This window comes from Succinimonas amylolytica DSM 2873, from assembly GCF_000378405.1.
In the GTDB taxonomy this organism is placed as follows: domain Bacteria; phylum Pseudomonadota; class Gammaproteobacteria; order Enterobacterales; family Succinivibrionaceae; genus Succinimonas; species Succinimonas amylolytica.
The window spans coordinates 653584-670386 of sequence record NZ_KB899637.1; the positions used below are offsets into that span (position 1 = coordinate 653584).

A 16803-nucleotide genomic window follows, 5' to 3' on the forward strand; every position below is an offset into this window, starting at 1 on the left:
ATTCACAGAATTCTTAGTAATAAGCGTCTGCTGAGTGAGGGATGGGCTACTTTGGAACAGTTTGCGTGGAAGGGCTGATATATTTACTTCTGCGTTTATCGTTTTGAACCGCCGAATGCGGATCCGCACGTTCGGTGGTGTGGGAGGGGTGAGTTAGGCTCCCCCTACCCGATTATATTACGCGCAGCTTTTCTGGAAAACGGCATTTGAGCCATTACGCGAGGGAATATGAACAGGGATGAAACCGGCAGGTTTATAGCACTGATTCTCCGGCACCGCCCGGAGACGATAGGCATAGCACTGGATGAACATGGCTGGGCTGATACGGAGGAACTTGTAGCAGGAATAGCCAGGTTCCGGCCTTTTGATATGAGCATGCTGGAAGAAATCGTAAGAACCGATGCCAAGCAGCGCTATTCCTTCAATGATGACAAAACCCGGATCAGGGCAAATCAGGGACATTCGATACCGGTAGACGCGGAGCTCAGAAAGGCAGTTCCGCCGGATATTCTGTATCACGGCACGGCCCTTAAGTATGCAGCGGCAATTGCTGAGCAGGGGCTGCTTCCGAAAGCGAGACTGTACGTGCACCTTTCCGGAGACACGGATACTGCCAGAGCCGTGGGAAAGCGTCATGGGAAGCCTGTTGTCTACCAGATTGACAGCAGGAGGATGCATGAGGACGGATTTGATTTCTGCTGTTCGGTAAACGGGGTCTGGCTTACCAGAACGGTTCCGCCCGGGTATCTCAGGAGATTACCGGATGAACCGTACCAGCCCTGAACAGCTGGCTGTTCCGGGGCATGTTTTCAGATGCTATATCACAAATAATTCAGTTTTTTCAACGAGCCATTCAGCATCTGCAATAGAATGTCTCCGGGCGTTTTTTCTGCTCAGTTTTTTGGTTTATCCGGGAAAAGTCCGGGAAAAACGGCAGCGGTCTGGATTTTGCCAGACCGGAACGGAGTTTTATATTTTTGGAGGATTAGTGACATGAAACTGGCAACAGCCCTGTCTGAACGCGCCTCTCTGCAGAAGAAGATCACAGAACTGAGCGGCCGGCTGAATAACAATGCCAAGGTGCAGGAAGGTGAAAATCCGGCGGAGGATCCGGCGGAGCTCATGACCGAGCTGGACAGTAGCCTTGTCAGACTTGAGGAACTGATCTCACGAATCAACAGAACCAACAATGCGACCAAATCCGGAGAGACCACGATTACCGATCTGATTGCAAAGAGAGACTGTCTCAGATGGCGCATCCGCATTATGCGGGATTTTCTTACCGTGTCCAGCGACAGAGTATCCCGGTATTCCAAAACAGAAATCAGAATTCACAGTACTGTCCCCGTGGCAGAACTTCAGAAGCAGGTGGATTCCTATGCGAAGGAGCTGAGAACTGTGGATGAGAAAATTCAGGAGCTTAACTGGCTGACGGAGCTTCTTTAAAAATGACGGTAGTCCGAACGGGCGGGTAAAATCTCTGCGGTTGAGAGTGAATCGCGCCAATGGTCGTACTCTGGGCAGGTACAGGAGGTTCGAATCCTCTTTATTTACTGTGTATGCCCAGTACTGATACATCTGTAAATTTTATTTTTTACTGTAACTACCATTTACCGGCGTTTGGATGAGGGCGGGATCGGGGATTTTTTGAAGAAGCCTGGAGGCAGGAGAGCTTTGGCAGCACATCTTTTGGGGAAAGAATCTGTGAGGCCGGTCCGGCTGCTGTGCTATATATAGGCTGCAGTCAGAACCGGCAGAATTCCCGGTACCGGAAGCACACCTGCCAATGAGTCATCCCTGACGGCTGATGGCAGCAGGGCGAGGGCAGGGGGGCAGGTATAGAGGCGTTCTGAATATCCGAAGGATAGTCAGACAGCTGAAATAACCCTGTCCAGATTATCTTCCCAGCATTTTACGGCATCCGGGTATTTACTGCCCAGGAGCTCCTTAAACCTGCTAAAATTTTTCAGGGCAGTTTCTTTGTCAGCAGCATTGCATACAGCTTTGACAGAGTCGCAGAAAGCCTTATAAGCCCTGCATGGAACCAGTTCCAGTGAATTTTTCATAAGGTGCGCTGAAAAGTGGTGTGCCACAGTGTCCGGAAAAACGGTCTTAACACCTTCCTCCAGTCCTGATATCCCGTCCAGGCACATGAAGAGAATATCCTTCACGCCGCATTCTTTAAAACTGTTCAGCATATCCAGGCAATTGGATTCTGTTTCAGTCGGGGCAGTCCACAGTCCAAGAATATCCCTTTTGCCCTTCATGGTGATACCGATAATTACATACACCGCATGCTCTGAGTCGGGGCGGACAGCAGCCTGGCTGTTCATGCTGACGAGGCGGTCAGCATATGCCACTGCATATGCCGGCTCCAGCCGGCGCGCCCGCCATTTATGAATCACCGGGGCAAGCCTTGCAGTAATGCATGAAACCAGCTCCGGGTTACTGTTGCCGTGGTAGATTTCTGAAATGGTTTTGGCTATGGCGGCCGGACTCCTCCCCATGCTGTACAGGGAACAGATCTTGTCATCAACTCCGCACAAGTCAGTCCTGTAGGTTCCCAGAAGCTTAGGTTCAAAACTGCCGTCCCGATCCCTGGGCATTTTGATAACAATCTCGCCAAGCCTGGTTTTTACAGTCTTGAGGCTATACCCGTTACGACGATCTGCTGTCTGCTTGGCACCCTGGAAGGATCTGCTGTAACCCAGATGGGCATCCAGTTCTCCCTGGAGCATCTGCTCAACAGCCGTCTTAAATGCTTCATGCAAGGTTTTCTGGGGATTGCTTATTGAGGTATTTGCCGTCGCCGGATTCTTGCTACGTTTATGTCTTGGCATAGTTTAGACCTTAATATTCATGAATCTGACTGCGGCACAGCCATGACAGTGTCGCAGGTTTGTTTGTTCCGGAAGAGTTTACACAAGAATTTTATCACTATTGCAGAACTATTGCATGGGATTTTTGCGGTTACAGCAGACAGGAACCTGACTGCTATGGCGAGAAAACAGTAGAGAATTTGCCGGAACACTATTGGGCGTTATGGCAAAGTCTTTAACAGGAGTTTCTGTGCCGGTACCTAAATGCTGGAAATGGCATTAACGTACCAGTACAGGAACCGCAATCTTTAAGGCCTGAAGATAAAAACAGTGCTCCCGTGGTGCGGAATGGGGAGCTTTTAATCCGGCGGCTATAATCGCCTGTTTACCGGGGCGGGATCTCCGGATCTGTGCCATACGGGCTGTTTTACGGCCGTTCCGGGAAATTATTCACTGGCAGGAGGTATAAAAGCACCTTACAGCTGGTGTTCAATAATCCACTTTAGCAGGTCTTCAAAAATCAGATCACTTGCAGCAATTCTGAGCACAATATCGGACAGTTCATCCTGCGTATAGTCCAGTTCTATTCTGTTAAGTGCAAGAAAAACGAGCATGCAGTGCACACCGCTCCTTTTGTTGCCGTCGATAAAAGCATGATTTTTTATGATTCCGTACCCGATTCGTGCCGCTTTCTGCGGGATTGACGGAAACGCCTCTTTATCACCAAAAACCTGAAAAGGAGCCGCCATAGCAGACTCCAGCAGTCCTCGGTCTCTGATTCCGTCAGAGCCCCCCGTCTCGGAAATTAAATGAGAATGAAGAGCAATAACCTGTTCCTTTGAAATTCTTATCACTTTGCAAGCACCTCGTAAGCTTTACGGTTCCGGTCAATGAGTCTCCTGGAAATCTCAAGTAAATCATCGTTATCAGCCAGCTGTTCCTCTTCTGTCTGGGCAAGTTCCATGAGTACATAGCGCGGCTTATCGTTTTTTAAAATAATTACTGCTCCGTTCAGATCAGCAAGGCGAGTAACTTTTGAAAAGTTCTGGTTAGCCTCGGTAATGGAAATAACACTGTCAGTATTTACATTCATGGATCAGATCTCCTGTGCTTTATATCTTAAGTATATTAAATAACTGTAGTAAAATCAAGTTATTCCAATATAATAATCATATTGGTAAATAGTATAAATAACATTCTGGCTGTTGCAGATAAGAAGAGACTGTATTTTCGGATGCAGAGGTGTGTAGCATTGCTGATAGTAAAGTAATGAATGCCGGTATCAATGATAAGTACTCTTCATATTTGACAGTAAGAAGGTGATTCTTTTTTGAACTTTAATGGAGATCAGCCATGAATTAGCTTTGTGCGGATTATTCGTTAAAGGGCAGAGGACAGAGGGCAGAATTCAGCCTATGTCATTACCGGAATAAAGAGCTCCCAAAAATCGGGCCGCAAGTCTGACAGTGGAAAGATAGTGAGATAGTAACCACGCTTTGAGGTAATTTGTGACTCCCTTTCCGATGAATCTTGATCCCCTTCCCTAGGAGATACACCACATTCAATCTATGCAGACAGGAACGGAGTTAGAGTTCTGAAAAATAATAATTAAGAAGGGAAGACGCCTGCGGCGCTTCCAGTTTAATAATTAAAGTGGCTTCGCCCCTTTACCCCTAAAACTGCCTTTCGTTACATAAACTAAAGCGCATGACGGCCTCTAAAGGCCGGAATACGGGGGCTTTTGGTACATGCTGTGCCGCGGAGTCTCCAGGCTGCATCCGGGTTTGGGAGGAAAGGCGCTTTACCTCCCGCACTCATGCTGCGAAGGAAGAAGATTTCTGATCTGCTAACACCTTTCCAGCTCCGTAACAGCTTCCAAATCAGGATAATCCCGGGAATCGGTGAGAGAAGCACAGGATGTCAGACTGATTTTCTGGGCGGTCGGAAAATGGTACCTGAAAAAAGGGAGCTGTCTGAAGCCCTTCGGGATTTTGCCGTAAGCGCGTCAAAGACCTGATTAAGGCTGTCTGCACCGGCGGCGGTATTCTTCACGTAAGCGGCTTTCATAACCTGAGAAAGAGTCTGCTCCAGCTTGTCAGACAGATTTTTTTCGTCTCCGTTCAGCTCCTCTGGCTTCTTTCCGAAGACCTGCTGAGCCACCATTTTAACGGTAAGGTTTTTCAGGAGTTCCTCGCTGTTTCTGAGATCTGCAGTCTGGCGGAAGAGACATTTTTTTGTTCCGGTGGCATCATTTTCAGTGAAGCTGAGGAATCTGTTAACCAGACGATCCATGGTGAGACTGGCAATATTGGTGTCTGCAAAGTTCTTAATGTCTTCAAATTTGAGGGCCATTCGGGGAGAAAGCACCGGATTTGCCTGATTGTTGGCAACCACCGGCAGTCCGGCGATGGCGTTTACGGCGTTGTTGGGATTTATAGCGATCTGAGGAGCTCCGGCATTGGGCCTCTATTGTTAGCCGGATCAAGCTGAACGTTATTTAAATTTACTGCATTGTTGTGGACATTTCCTGTCATGGTATTGTTTCCTTTCTATTCATTTTGTTTCAGCTGGGATATTCTTTGTCGCTGCAGTCAGAAATCATCATTTTGTGGCTGTCTGGGACAGGTTTGAACCATATCTCTTCTGATACAGCCGTAATGCATCTTGCTGCTGTGAGAACGGATGAATTCAAAAATGGTTTCATTTTTTCCCGGGATCTGTTTTTTTGGGAAAAGGCACTTCTTAGGCTAACAGAATACCCTTTGTTTCTGGAAAAAATAATATGATTCGGTTTAAATAGTACAGCTTTGACAACAAAATGCGGATGGTATTCCCCGCCAGGCGTTATTATCCCGTAAAATATAAAACTCTGCAAAACCTGCGATTTGTTCTTGCGCTCGTCTTTTCATTTCCCTGAAGCACTCCGTGGCTGGTGAGGTTTTGCATTATTCCGGCCCCCGGGGCTTCGATTTCCGGATCATTCCTCCCTGCGGCAGTTTATGACCGGTGCTATTGATTCCACCGCCCAGCGAGTACAGTCTCTGACAGTTTTATCAGGGCTGGACGTATTTATAGAGAGTTCTCGAGCTGCTATACCGCAGTGACAGTCAGGTCTCTTATGCACGGGGGCGGCTTATTCTGGCAGTCCGTCATGAATCATATGCTGCAGAACAGAAGAAGCCGGGCAAATGGTAAATCTGGGACAGGTATGCTGCATCCCGCAGGCTCTTTTGCCTTATTCAAAGACCAGGTTCATCAGGATATCTGGGAAACATAAGAGTACTGCCTGCATTCTTTACCTGCTTCAGGTCTTGAAGTACTTACCGCATATTCCTGGTATTTTTCAGTGCTGTCAGCTGCCACTCTTCCAGCTTTTGATTAAAAGAGAGTGCTCCGGCAAACATCTGCTCGACAGTTTCCACTTTGCTGACATTCCATCTGCCTAGAGGATGATTAAACAGGCGGGCATTCTTAAACATGGCATCCATGCGTGTAGCCGATGAGGTATCCCAGTCATTAAGCGGCTGGTTGAAGGAGGCTGCGCCGGAGAACATTCCGCTCATATATTTTACAGAAGAGGTATTCCAGCTTCCCAGCGGCTGGTTGAAATTTTCAGCACCATAAAACATTGAGTTCATAAATATTACCTGGGAAGTATCCCAGTTTTCAAGAGGCTGGTTAAATGCTCTTGCCTTCTTGAACATCATCTGCATTGACGTAACCCGGGAGGTATTCCAGCTACCGACGGGCTGGTTAAAGTTTTTTGCTCCGGAAAACATTCCCTCCATAGTTTCGACAGATGAGGTGTCCCAGCTGTCTACAGGCTGGTTGAAAGCTTCGGCACTGCAAAACATGTAGCTCATGTCAGTAACACGGGAGGTGTTCCAGGCTGCGACAGGCTGATTGAAATGCGTGGCGTGACTGAACATGGCATTCATGCTGGAAACTGCAGAGGTATCCCAGTTTTCAAGAGGGTGATTAAAATTACCGGCATTCTGGAACATCATTTGCGTTGACCTTACCCGTGATGTATTCCAATGCTCCAGGGGCTGGTTAAAATTTGCGGCATAGCTGAACATCCCAGTCATATCAGTTACATTCCTGGTATTCCAGCTGCCCACAGGCTGGTTGAAGCTGACAGCCTTATGAAACATCATTGACATATCGGTGGCACTGCCGGTATCCCAGCTGTCCAGGGGCTGGTTAAAGGAGCTGCATTCCCAGAACATTCCGGCAAAGCTCTGCGCTTTGGATGTATTCCAGCTGTCCAGGGGCTGGTTGAAGGATTTGGCGCCGTTAAACAGATGATCCATATGTTTTACCTTGCCTGTATCCCAGCCGTTTAAGGGCTGATTAAAGCTTTCAGCGCCGTAGAAAAGAGCCTTCATGCTGGTAACATTAGAAGTATTCCAGTAGCCTACTGGCTGGTTGAAGCTGCGGGCATTTGCAAACAGCTCCTTCATGTTTTTAACGTGAGAGGTATCCCAGCCATCCAGCGGCTGATTGAATTGAACGGCATTGCGGAACATGGACTGCATATTCGTAACCGATCCGGTATTCCAGCTTCCAATTGGATGGTTGAAAAATCTGGCATTCTCGAACAGACTCTTCATGCTTTTTACATTCGCGGTGTTCCAGGATTCAATTCCGGAAAAATCCTGGCGTTCAGAATCACGAAACAGTTTATCCATGGAGGTAATCTGAGAAGTGTCGATATCGCCAAGAGACACCTCCGGATCGGATACCAGTTTTTTGAGCTCCTCAAGGGTGAGAGGATAGTACTTTGCAGTCATTAATAACCTCCTTGCTGAAGCTCATGAGAGCTTCCTGAATCGTATTTGGGGAAGTCCTATGCCTGGACCGGGAGGCGGGGACGTATTAACCCGTAGTATTGTCAGGAATTTCTGAGGTTCCAGGTTTTGGACCTAATACAAAATCTGCTGTCAGTTACGCACTGAACATTCCCTGTTTAATTTTCTGAACCAGTCACTAAATTCCTTTCTGGTCATATTGCGATCAATTGTTTTTACAGGTGCTGCAGTGTTGAATTCATTAACATCCTCAACTTGCATAACCTTTATCTGATTTTCATATCTGGTACCGGATTTAGCATAATTAACAAGGTACAGTACAGCATTTAAATCCTTAGTAATGTTGAACAGAGAAATAAATGTATGCTTATTTTTGAAAAAATACCGGTTGGGATGTGATGAATACGGGGTTACAGATTGAGATTCATGACAGCGTAAATATTCAAATATAATGTAGCCAAGTACAGGATGCTTTTGGATCCTGTCAAAATTTATTGCGAAGGTCTCGTCGCCCTGCAGCATTTCCTGCGCAAAATCAAATCCTGATGAGTCATTATGACCAAGTGATTTACTAAAATTCGTGTTATTGTTCATGAAAATTACCCCAAATAAATGTAGAGAACTTAAAAAACGGTATAATCCGAGAATATGTTATAAACAAATTCGAATATATCTGCATATGATAAAGAGTATCATAAAATAAAAATATCATTTAAACCGGTGTTTACGTTAAAGCATGTTTTTTTACTGTTGTTGCAGGAGCTATATGTAGTTTTTAATAGATTTTTTTGATCATAAACCATGAACAATAGTTAAGAATTAAAAGACGTGCAGCGTGGAGGTATATCATCAATCTTTGATTTCAACTCGCCGTACCATTCTTTAGGCGGTAATTCGCTGTTAAATACATCGTGAAATATTTTATATAATTCTGTGTACTTGATATTTTTCTCCAGAATTGATATAAGAAGATCATTTTCAAGAGGTATGATCATCATTCCATGTATTACGGTATCTGAATTTTTGCCGCCATAATATTCAGTGTGTCGTCTGCTTCTAAAGTCAGAAATAACATTCAGATTTAAATTATTGGTCAAAAAGACACAATATGAATCATGACCATTATGAGAGACTAAATAATCTCCTAAATGCCTTGATACCGGTTCCATCTCCATGCGTCGCTGGTTTGTTGAATCTGACAGTGTTACCTCAATTAATAAACTATGTTTTGGATATGCTTCATTTGTTTCATACTGAAAGATCAAATCAGCTTCCCCTCCGGCAGCATGGGTTTTGGGAAGAAGATCTGCATCAAGAGACAGGTTCATAAACGAAAAAATATCACCCTGTCGGTCACTAATTTCATACCAGGCTATGGCTGTTATATATTCATATATCGTTGGAATATCTGCATTATCAGTGACGAGTTTATTTATTTCTTTATCATTGCGTGTTTTAAAATTATTTAATATTCTAATGAGATTTTTGCCGGTGAATTTTTTATTAATAAGAGTGTTAAAACGCTGAATTTTTTCATCAATTACAAACTGTTTGATCTCTCCAATTTGTGAAAAATGCTTATTATTTTGATGATTAATTATATTGAGGAGAAAATTTTCATTACACTGCAGGTATTGGGAAATCTCATTGAGAGCTTGTAATTCAAAAAGACTTTCAGATTTTTTAAATGCAATGTTGTAAAAATCAACGGGTATTGCCGAAAAATAATGCTTAGGAATGATATCCAGTTTTACAATGTTGTCCGCGAATAGGATGGTATCCGATAGGTTAAGGTAACGCCTGTTTAAATCATAATAATCCTCAAGTGTTTTTCTGGTTTTTATCAGGTGCATGGCTTTGAAAAATGCTTCTCTGAATAAATCTTCGTTATGTGTAATCCAATACTGCAATGGAAGTTTTCCATTTTTTAGTTTTGCTATGATTTCATTTTTAATAGGGAATATGCCAAATAAAGCAGTCACCCAATGATTACTTACGTATGACAGAATCCTAATTGCAGAGAACAGGTCTTCAATTGCTTCATCGGATCTGTCATTTTCCAGGGAGATTTTTTTGAGCGCTTTATATAACGGGAAATAGCGCTTATCGTAAACCTTGCTCTTTCTGTTTAAGCCTATTTTACAAAAAGTATCCTCCGTAACAATTTTTTCCCGGATAAAATAATCGCATGCTTCCTGATAATTTCTTTGACGCATAATTAATCGCAGTAACACATAATTAATATCAGGGGTCCAAACAGGTCTTAAACCGCCTCTCCTCCTCATCATACAGATGTATTTTTCGACAAGGTCTGTGGTGTCCGCATCAATGCACAGAGGGAACAGATACATAAACTCAGGACGAGTAAGATATTGAAACTTGTTCAACAGCCTTAACAGTACCACATAGGGGCGTACATAAACTCCTTTATTTACTTCAACATGGGTTTTTAAGAGCTGCTGAAAATAAATAAAGCTGTCTTTGGGAATCTGCAGCAGATTATCGCTTGTAAAGTTTCCGCTTTTGGAAATATCTAAAATTTTGCTGCCAACTGCTGTAAGTCTGCGATTATCGTCAATTAATCCGAGATCCCGAAGCCCCGATGTCTTTTCTCTTGCGTCTTTAGCCTTGCGCTGCGCTTCGCCGTCTTTCAGAAAGCCATTCGCCTTAATAAAATTGTAGTAAGCTTCCTGGACATGTTCATTTCCCGTCCATTGCTGATTTGTAAATTCTGGTTCATGCCAGAACTTACTAAGGAGATCTAACTGCAGCTCGATTTTTTTGTTAAAATCCTGCATGCGGAAACTAGTTGTTCCTAAGCAAAAGTAAAAGGACTTAAAACTCAGTGTGCAGTCGGTCATAATAATCAGCTCTTATTAATAATTGGTAATCAGGACTTCATCTGTTTCTGATTTTTTCTTTTTCTGGTAATTTGAGTTTTTATACGAAAAAACTAAATGGTGACATTTATAAGCTCTCTTTCCTAACCAGTCCTGTAAGATTAAATTGACTTTATCATCTGTTGATAGAACATTTGAGAGAGCAAAACGAATTCCACGCTCATTGAGTCTGTCGAGGTACACAAGAAGTTTCTTTTCTTCTTGCTCATTCCAGGACTTCTCATTATATGTGGCACAAGTAATTAGATAAGGAGGATCCGCATATACAAAATCATTCTGGCTTAGGCTGTCAGCTGGAAAAACTGAAAAACAGTCATTTGAAAAAAATATATTTTTATGTTCCAGTTCAGCAAGAAATTTTTTTAATTTTTCCTGCATTTTCAGGTTAAAATCACGCTTGCCGACAGGAAGGTTGAAATTACCATCTGAATTAAAACGAATTTGGTTGTTAAAGGCGTACACAATTAGCACATAAAGGTATAAATAATAGCTGTCATTATCCTTGGATAAGGCGTTAAAAAAATCACGTAAGTTTAAATAACCTGCTTTATTAACTGCAGCCAGACCATTGTTTGAGCTGCAGCCATAATGGGAATACCCCAGCTCACATGTATCAGATAAATCAAAATCATTGATAATTTCTTTAATTTTAGGTGCTAATGCATTATATGTTTTTCCTTTAAAAAATGAAAACATTCCTATTAAATTAGAATCAATGTCGTTGCATATTATTTTATTTGCTGTAATGTTTAATGCAACATTGCAACCACCGCAAAAAATATCAACAAAGGTCTCTACATTATCGGGGAACAGGGGGATAAGCTGAGGAAGTAACTTATATTTTCCGCCGGTAAAATTAAGAGGTGACTTGATTATTTCTATGTTAGATTTTAGCTGCATTTACAAACAAAAAGCCTCTCTTCATTGTCACGGTGCTCAGACAGCCCGGTTGTAAAAGCTTTGAATTGTTCTGAAAAAATTTTAACAGATCCCTTTGCGCGCAGGGTATCAAGAATCTGAACATCAGAAATACGGGCATTTGAACGATCATCTCCTTTTTTTGCCATATTATTGTATGAAACTACAATGAAATTAGCCTTAATATTTTTAATTAAATCCTCAAAGGCAGAGGGGGCTGAACGGGTGCAGTATTTACTTTTTAATGTCGTTCTGTCCATCTTTCTTGCAATACCAAAAACTTCTGGTTTTTCCCAGCGTGCTATATTTTCGATCAAATGGTAAGCATCGCAATACTGTCTCGAATTATAAGGAGGATCTATATATACAACATCTGCAGAAATTTCTCTTACTAATTCATTCGTATCTTTGTTGTAGCAATGATTATGCTTCAGGTTCGAGTTAGGTTCAGGAGTTCGCATAGTAAACGATTCCGGTAATTCGACTCCTTTCCGGTACGCATCATAATGTCCACATGTATTTGCTATTTTGTCGATGCCATACAGCAGCGATGTTATGAGCATTGCTCTTTCACGTGTATTAATTCTTCCGGAATTAAATTCGTTCTCTATTTTTTCCCGAATAAAACCGATCTTTGAACAGTTTTTTTTAGAAAAATAAGTATCCGCAAAATTAACAGTCATGTAGTTTTCTTCATATGGAATGTCGGAATTGAAGAAGTCTATATAGCTTTCAATTTTTGAAATATCAAAATACTCATCTGAAAACCAGGTCAAATGACAAAGATAATTACTATACAAGATGTCGTTTGTGTACAATATTTTATCAGTAAAGGCTGATGATACGGCTCCGGTTCCCGCAAAAATATCTGCGAAAGTCTCAAAGTCAGTACACTCTTTTGATATAACATCTGTAATAAAAGGCAGTAATTTAAATTTATTGCCTAAATATCTACGGTTATTTATTTTTGTTGTAGGTATCATTTTCCACAAACCTGATTCCATACAGATTTACAGCCATTAAATAAATTGGTAAAGAATTATAGATTGCTCATATCCTAAATACGGCTCTCAAAAATGAAGTTTTTTGTTCAGGCCGTTTCTAATACCGGTGAAAAAACGTTCTTAAGATTCATCCTCTGGCTGTGATTTTACGTAATAATCCTGATTATATCAGCAAATCTCCGGGGGAGGGCTGTTTATCACTGCCACCATGAAAGAAAGCTATAGACCGTAAGAGTTCAGTAAGGCTTTGAGGTATGAGGTTAAGAAGGAGGAAATGCTCCTGACCGTTCACAGGTGGTTTGCCAGGAAGTCCTGTCCGGGGTCTGGCTAATGGAAAGATTAGGCAGTTTGGCGGACGAGGTTAATGCAAAACCTGGAGTGTAGGAATAAAAAGAGCCGGCAGTTTGCGCTGTCGGCTTGATGGAATTCGGAAATGAGGCTGTTAGCAGCCGGAGATGAAAGACTTGATGGCTACCTCACCGGTTTCAGAATTTTGTTCGTAGTATGCTGCTTGCACAGATACCACTAGGGGTTAAGTAATCGTTATAGCAATGATCCTTACCAGGAACTTGGATAAAAAATCAAGCGGAGTAAATAGGATCAACTATGGGGGCAATACCATGGCCGTTATTACCGATAGTCCCCCAGTTCCGGGGAGGGGGATGCGGACAATATCCTGGACAGTTATCGCTAACTCTGGTTAAGTATGTATTGAACAGGACTCAATCCGCCTGATGTATTTTTAATTCTAACGTTGTTATACCATTGAATATATCTATCCAGGAACTGCGACGAACACGAGAAAGCCCACGGCTACCTTTTCAGAGTCGAAGGATAAAAACGAATAAAATTGAACAGAGGGTGATACCTCCTTTTTTCTTCTCATTATTTGATTTTTTTCTCAAACAAGGAAAAATTAGAGGAAAAACATTTAAATGAGAAGAAAGGATTAATGATGAGAACGTTTGATTACAGTTCCCTGGAACAGAAAACAATGGGGAACGGATATCCTTAATCTGGTGGCCAGAATTCATGAATGTAAGGGCCGACAGGACTTATTTGTCAGACAGAAACCCGTAGAGCTTGAGCGATTGGTGAAAATTGCCAAAATTCAAAGTACCGAGGCATCAAATAGGATTGAAGGAATTGTCACTACCGGTACTAGAATAAAGCAGCTTTTCGAGGAAAAAACCACCCCGCGCAACCGTGATGAAGACGAAATCATGGGCTACCGTGACGTGCTGAATACCATCCATGAAAGCCATGATTACATTCCTATCCGTCCTTCCTATGTTCTGCAGCTTCACAAAGATCTTCTTGCTAAATCCGGATTATCCTATGGAGGACATTTTAAAAACGTTCAGAACTACATAAGTGAAACGAGGGCCGATGGCACGGTGTTTACCAGATTTACGCCTGTTGAACCGTTCTGCACCCCGGATGCCGTGGAAAATCTTTGTAATGCCTATGAGCAGGCTATTTCCGGAGAACGAATTAATGCTCTGATTCTGATCCCTTCGTTTATCATTGATTTTCTGTGCATTCATCCGTTTAACGACGGGAACGGCAGAATGAGCAGACTTCTTACTCTGCTTCTGATTTATAAAAGCGGCTATGAAGTCGGTAAATACATAAGTATCGAACGACAGATAGAATTAACAAAGGATCGCTATTACGAGACTCTGGAACTGTCTGATGCAGACTGGCATGAAGGTAAAAATGATCCTACTCCGTTCATCAGATATATGCTGCAGGTTATTCTTGCCTGCTATACAGAATTTGAAAAACGTGTAGGTATTATGGATGACAGCGGTTCAAGAAGTCACGCCTATGACATAGTGAAGAATTATGTAAGCAGTAAAATAGGAAAAATCACTGCCGTTGATGTTGTTGCCAATTGTCCTAAACTTGCAAAATCCTCCGTGTTAAGGGAGATAAAAAGGCTGACGGAAGAAGGCGTTCTGATAAAACTGGGAGGTGGCAGAAGCACCTACTACATACGTTCAGACAGTAAATAACAATCACTTATTTTTGATTGCTTAGAGGAGACGATTTAGTCTCCGTTTTTCTTCTCATTATTTAATTATTCTTCTCATTTAGTTTGATTTGAGAAGAAATAAACAACTAGTGAAAAAAGTATTAGGTCTTAAACCGTCTTTTTAAGGTTTCAGGGATTCTTGACAAAAGTGCTGGTGAATCCGTACCATATCGCACACAAAAATCGGGATGTGCTGAAGGAATTTGCAATGGAAGCGAAGATCACAAATAACAATCTTCCTGCTAATCAGCACAATACTGACACTTCCAAACTGGACAACCTTTACTCGTTAATCGAAAAACTTACATCAACCATTCAAGAACAGACCTCAACCATTCAGAAGCAGACTGAAGCCTTTCAAAATCAAGCCAAAAAAGTTGAAGAACAGGAGAATAGGATCAGCGAGCTCCTGGATTTACTCAAAAAAGCAGATTCCGAGCTTTCAGACAGCAAAAAACTCGTTAAGACCCTGAAAACACTCCTGTCTTCCAAAGAGGTTGATCTTGACGCATTAAGAAGACTCCTGTTTCAGGGCGGCAGGGAACAGAAGAAGGATAAGAAAGAAGCCGCCTCCCAGATGCTGAAGAAAAGCAAAAACAGCATCACGTAAACAGCCCGCACAGAAACAGACAGAGCAATTCAGCAAAGGCCGACTGCTACGATGGCGAGAAAGAAAGGTTCCGTGACTTTGCCGTGCTGAGACATTCAATGCCCGGCGGATTTGGCTCTATTGAGGGAGCTAAGTCTACGGCAGTGTTTTCATCATTTCATTAACCTGCCAGATCCATGGCATTGACCTGGAAGATTATCTTGAATTTCTGTTCAGATATATGGGTATTCACAGAGACGGACTAAAAGATGAATCGCTGTCTGATGAAAGAAGAAATACTATTCTTGAGCAGGCAATGCCGTGGAAATTTAAGAGGCCTAAAGTGCTGACTTTAGACCTAATACATTTTTGCTATTTGGATGATTTTATTATAATTTCCTGACTCTAGTTACAGCATTTTGGAATTTCTAGATGAAAAAGGGTTTTAAAGCTATTTTTAAATATTTTTTTGTCGTCATCCTCTTTATGCCAATCATTCTTATTGGTAGTTTATTTTTGATGATAAGATGCCATATTCAGTTTGTCGGAGAACATGAGTCTCCAGACCGGAAACATGTTCTTCTTTTTGAGGTGGAAGACTCTAATTTTATTGGAATTCCCGGCCCATACGATCGTGAGGCAATAATTTCATTGAGAGTTGACGGGGAACCGGTTGCTCGGTTACGTCGTGTTGTTTTTGCTGATGGAAGCTACAGTAAAATGAATTATTCCGTCCAATGGAAAGAGGATCGTGTTTTACTTAATATCGACAATGCTCGTTATGGAAGACAGCAAGGATACACAGATCAAATAACGATTCTGTATGACGGAACGGTTACTTTCGGAACCACTCCGAATGAGTATGATTTTGAAACTACATGCTTATGCAACTTTGTTCCTGATTTTATAACTCATTGGGAAATAATATTGCGTAAAACATGCCGGGCTGTAAAGGAAAAAATTTAGAAAGGTTCACGCAAGCTGCCGATGACGGAGGAAGTGTATCAGATGTTCAGGTCCCTGGTGGAGAACAGACCGACAGATCTGCCGGAGGTTATCGTTAAAGGTTATGCCGGATTCCTTATCAGAGACAAGGACGGAATGCCTGAGGTGGCTCTGCACTGGGAGCTCAGGTTCCTGCATGCAGTTAAGCGGTATAACGACATCTACAAAATTCAGATGCCGTCAATAACACCTCATGTATGCCGCCACACTTATTGCAGCAATCAGGCCCGAGCAAGAATGAATCCTAAAACTCTGCAGTACCTGATGGGACATTCTGAAATCTCAGTAACCATGGACGTCTACACTCACCTCGGTCTTGATGATGCCAGGGATGAGATTATCAGACTTAAAGAGCTGGAGGACGCCAGAAAGGAAATCAATAACATTGAGCGCGACACCATGCGCAGTATGGAGAGTCAGTTCAAGTACATCTAAGGCACTCTCCCACTAATCTTTTCAAGCTCATGACCATTACGGCATGGGCTTTTTGTGTGCTCGGCATGTTCTATATCTGTAGGGTGAAAGTCCCGAACACGACCGCTGGTGGTAAGTGTTAGCGAATTGCAAGGTGGTTACAGTAATGTAATAGCTGAAAGAAGCAATAGTGAAATCCCGAACTGACGTACAGGAATCACTTCAGGCAGGCAGAGTGGATAAGAGTGCAAAATAACTCGAAGTCCGATAGCCAGACGGAAACTCTGAATGTAAAGGTGGCAGTG

The 16803-nt window shown here is 42.5% G+C and carries 16 protein-coding genes; 6 read left to right on the plus strand and 10 right to left on the minus strand.

Annotated elements, in window-relative coordinates; translation table 11 throughout:
• Positions 1-228: 228 nt before the first annotated feature.
• Together F557_RS0112540 and F557_RS0112550 are read left to right on the plus strand one after the other, a co-directional pair.
• Positions 229-783 (plus strand): RNA 2'-phosphotransferase, encoded by a 555-nt coding sequence (locus F557_RS0112540; RefSeq protein WP_019002571.1) that lies wholly within the window; start codon positions 229-231, stop codon positions 781-783.
• 210 nt (positions 784-993) lie between these two features.
• Positions 994-1446, plus strand: coding sequence for a DIP1984 family protein (locus F557_RS0112550; protein ID WP_019002573.1), 453 nt, complete (start codon positions 994-996; stop codon positions 1444-1446).
• Between the two features lie 422 nt (positions 1447-1868).
• Here F557_RS0112550 and F557_RS19875 read toward each other — a convergent pair whose 3' ends face one another.
• From F557_RS19875 to F557_RS23680, 10 genes are all read right to left on the minus strand, one after another.
• The gene (locus F557_RS19875; RefSeq protein WP_157617875.1) at positions 1869-2840 is read right to left on the minus strand and encodes an IS256 family transposase; all 972 of its coding nucleotides are present in this window, start codon (positions 2838-2840) and stop codon (positions 1869-1871) included.
• Positions 2841-3295: 455 nt separating this feature from the next.
• Entirely contained in the window at positions 3296-3673 is a 378-nt protein-coding gene (locus tag F557_RS0112565) for a type II toxin-antitoxin system death-on-curing family toxin (RefSeq protein ID WP_019002576.1), read from the minus strand.
• The gene (locus tag F557_RS0112570; RefSeq protein WP_019002577.1) at positions 3670-3912 is read right to left on the minus strand and encodes a type II toxin-antitoxin system Phd/YefM family antitoxin; all 243 of its coding nucleotides are present in this window, start codon (positions 3910-3912) and stop codon (positions 3670-3672) included. The genes F557_RS0112565 and F557_RS0112570 overlap by 4 nt, the downstream gene beginning before the upstream one ends.
• A gap of 827 nt (positions 3913-4739) precedes the next feature.
• On the minus strand, positions 4740-5213 hold the full coding sequence (locus F557_RS0112575; RefSeq protein ID WP_019002578.1) for a hypothetical protein: 474 nt from the start codon (positions 5211-5213) through the stop codon (positions 4740-4742).
• A 926-nt stretch (positions 5214-6139) separates the two neighbouring features.
• Complete coding sequence (locus F557_RS19880) at positions 6140-7612, minus strand: BspA family leucine-rich repeat surface protein (protein WP_019002581.1); 1473 nt, start codon at positions 7610-7612, stop codon at positions 6140-6142.
• Between the two features lie 150 nt (positions 7613-7762).
• Positions 7763-8224, minus strand: coding sequence for a hypothetical protein (locus F557_RS0112595; protein ID WP_157617876.1), 462 nt, complete (start codon positions 8222-8224; stop codon positions 7763-7765).
• A 218-nt stretch (positions 8225-8442) separates the two neighbouring features.
• On the minus strand, positions 8443-10428 hold the full coding sequence (locus tag F557_RS0112600; protein ID WP_019002583.1) for an AlwI family type II restriction endonuclease: 1986 nt from the start codon (positions 10426-10428) through the stop codon (positions 8443-8445).
• Between the two features lie 78 nt (positions 10429-10506).
• A complete protein-coding gene (locus F557_RS0112605; RefSeq protein ID WP_019002584.1) occupies positions 10507-11430 on the minus strand; it encodes a DNA adenine methylase in 924 nt (307 codons plus the stop codon).
• Positions 11421-12431, minus strand: coding sequence for a DNA adenine methylase (locus tag F557_RS0112610; RefSeq protein ID WP_211209537.1), 1011 nt, complete (start codon positions 12429-12431; stop codon positions 11421-11423). The genes F557_RS0112605 and F557_RS0112610 overlap by 10 nt, the downstream gene beginning before the upstream one ends.
• Before the next feature lie 711 nt (positions 12432-13142).
• Positions 13143-13235, minus strand: a complete 93-nt coding sequence (locus F557_RS23680) for an IS3 family transposase (protein WP_084761645.1) — start codon at positions 13233-13235, stop codon at positions 13143-13145.
• A gap of 182 nt (positions 13236-13417) precedes the next feature.
• On the opposite strand from F557_RS23680, the gene F557_RS19885 reads away from it, so the two are divergent.
• From F557_RS19885 to F557_RS19890, 4 genes are all read left to right on the plus strand, one after another.
• Complete coding sequence (locus F557_RS19885; RefSeq protein ID WP_211209538.1) at positions 13418-14470, plus strand: Fic family protein; 1053 nt, start codon at positions 13418-13420, stop codon at positions 14468-14470.
• A 228-nt stretch (positions 14471-14698) separates the two neighbouring features.
• Positions 14699-15100 (plus strand): hypothetical protein, encoded by a 402-nt coding sequence (locus F557_RS0112620; RefSeq protein WP_245539407.1) that lies wholly within the window; start codon positions 14699-14701, stop codon positions 15098-15100.
• 411 nt (positions 15101-15511) lie between these two features.
• A complete protein-coding gene (locus F557_RS0112630; protein WP_019002588.1) occupies positions 15512-16045 on the plus strand; it encodes a hypothetical protein in 534 nt (177 codons plus the stop codon).
• A 15-nt stretch (positions 16046-16060) separates the two neighbouring features.
• Positions 16061-16519, plus strand: coding sequence for a tyrosine-type recombinase/integrase (locus F557_RS19890; protein WP_281167347.1), 459 nt, complete (start codon positions 16061-16063; stop codon positions 16517-16519).
• Positions 16520-16803: the final 284 nt, after the last annotated feature.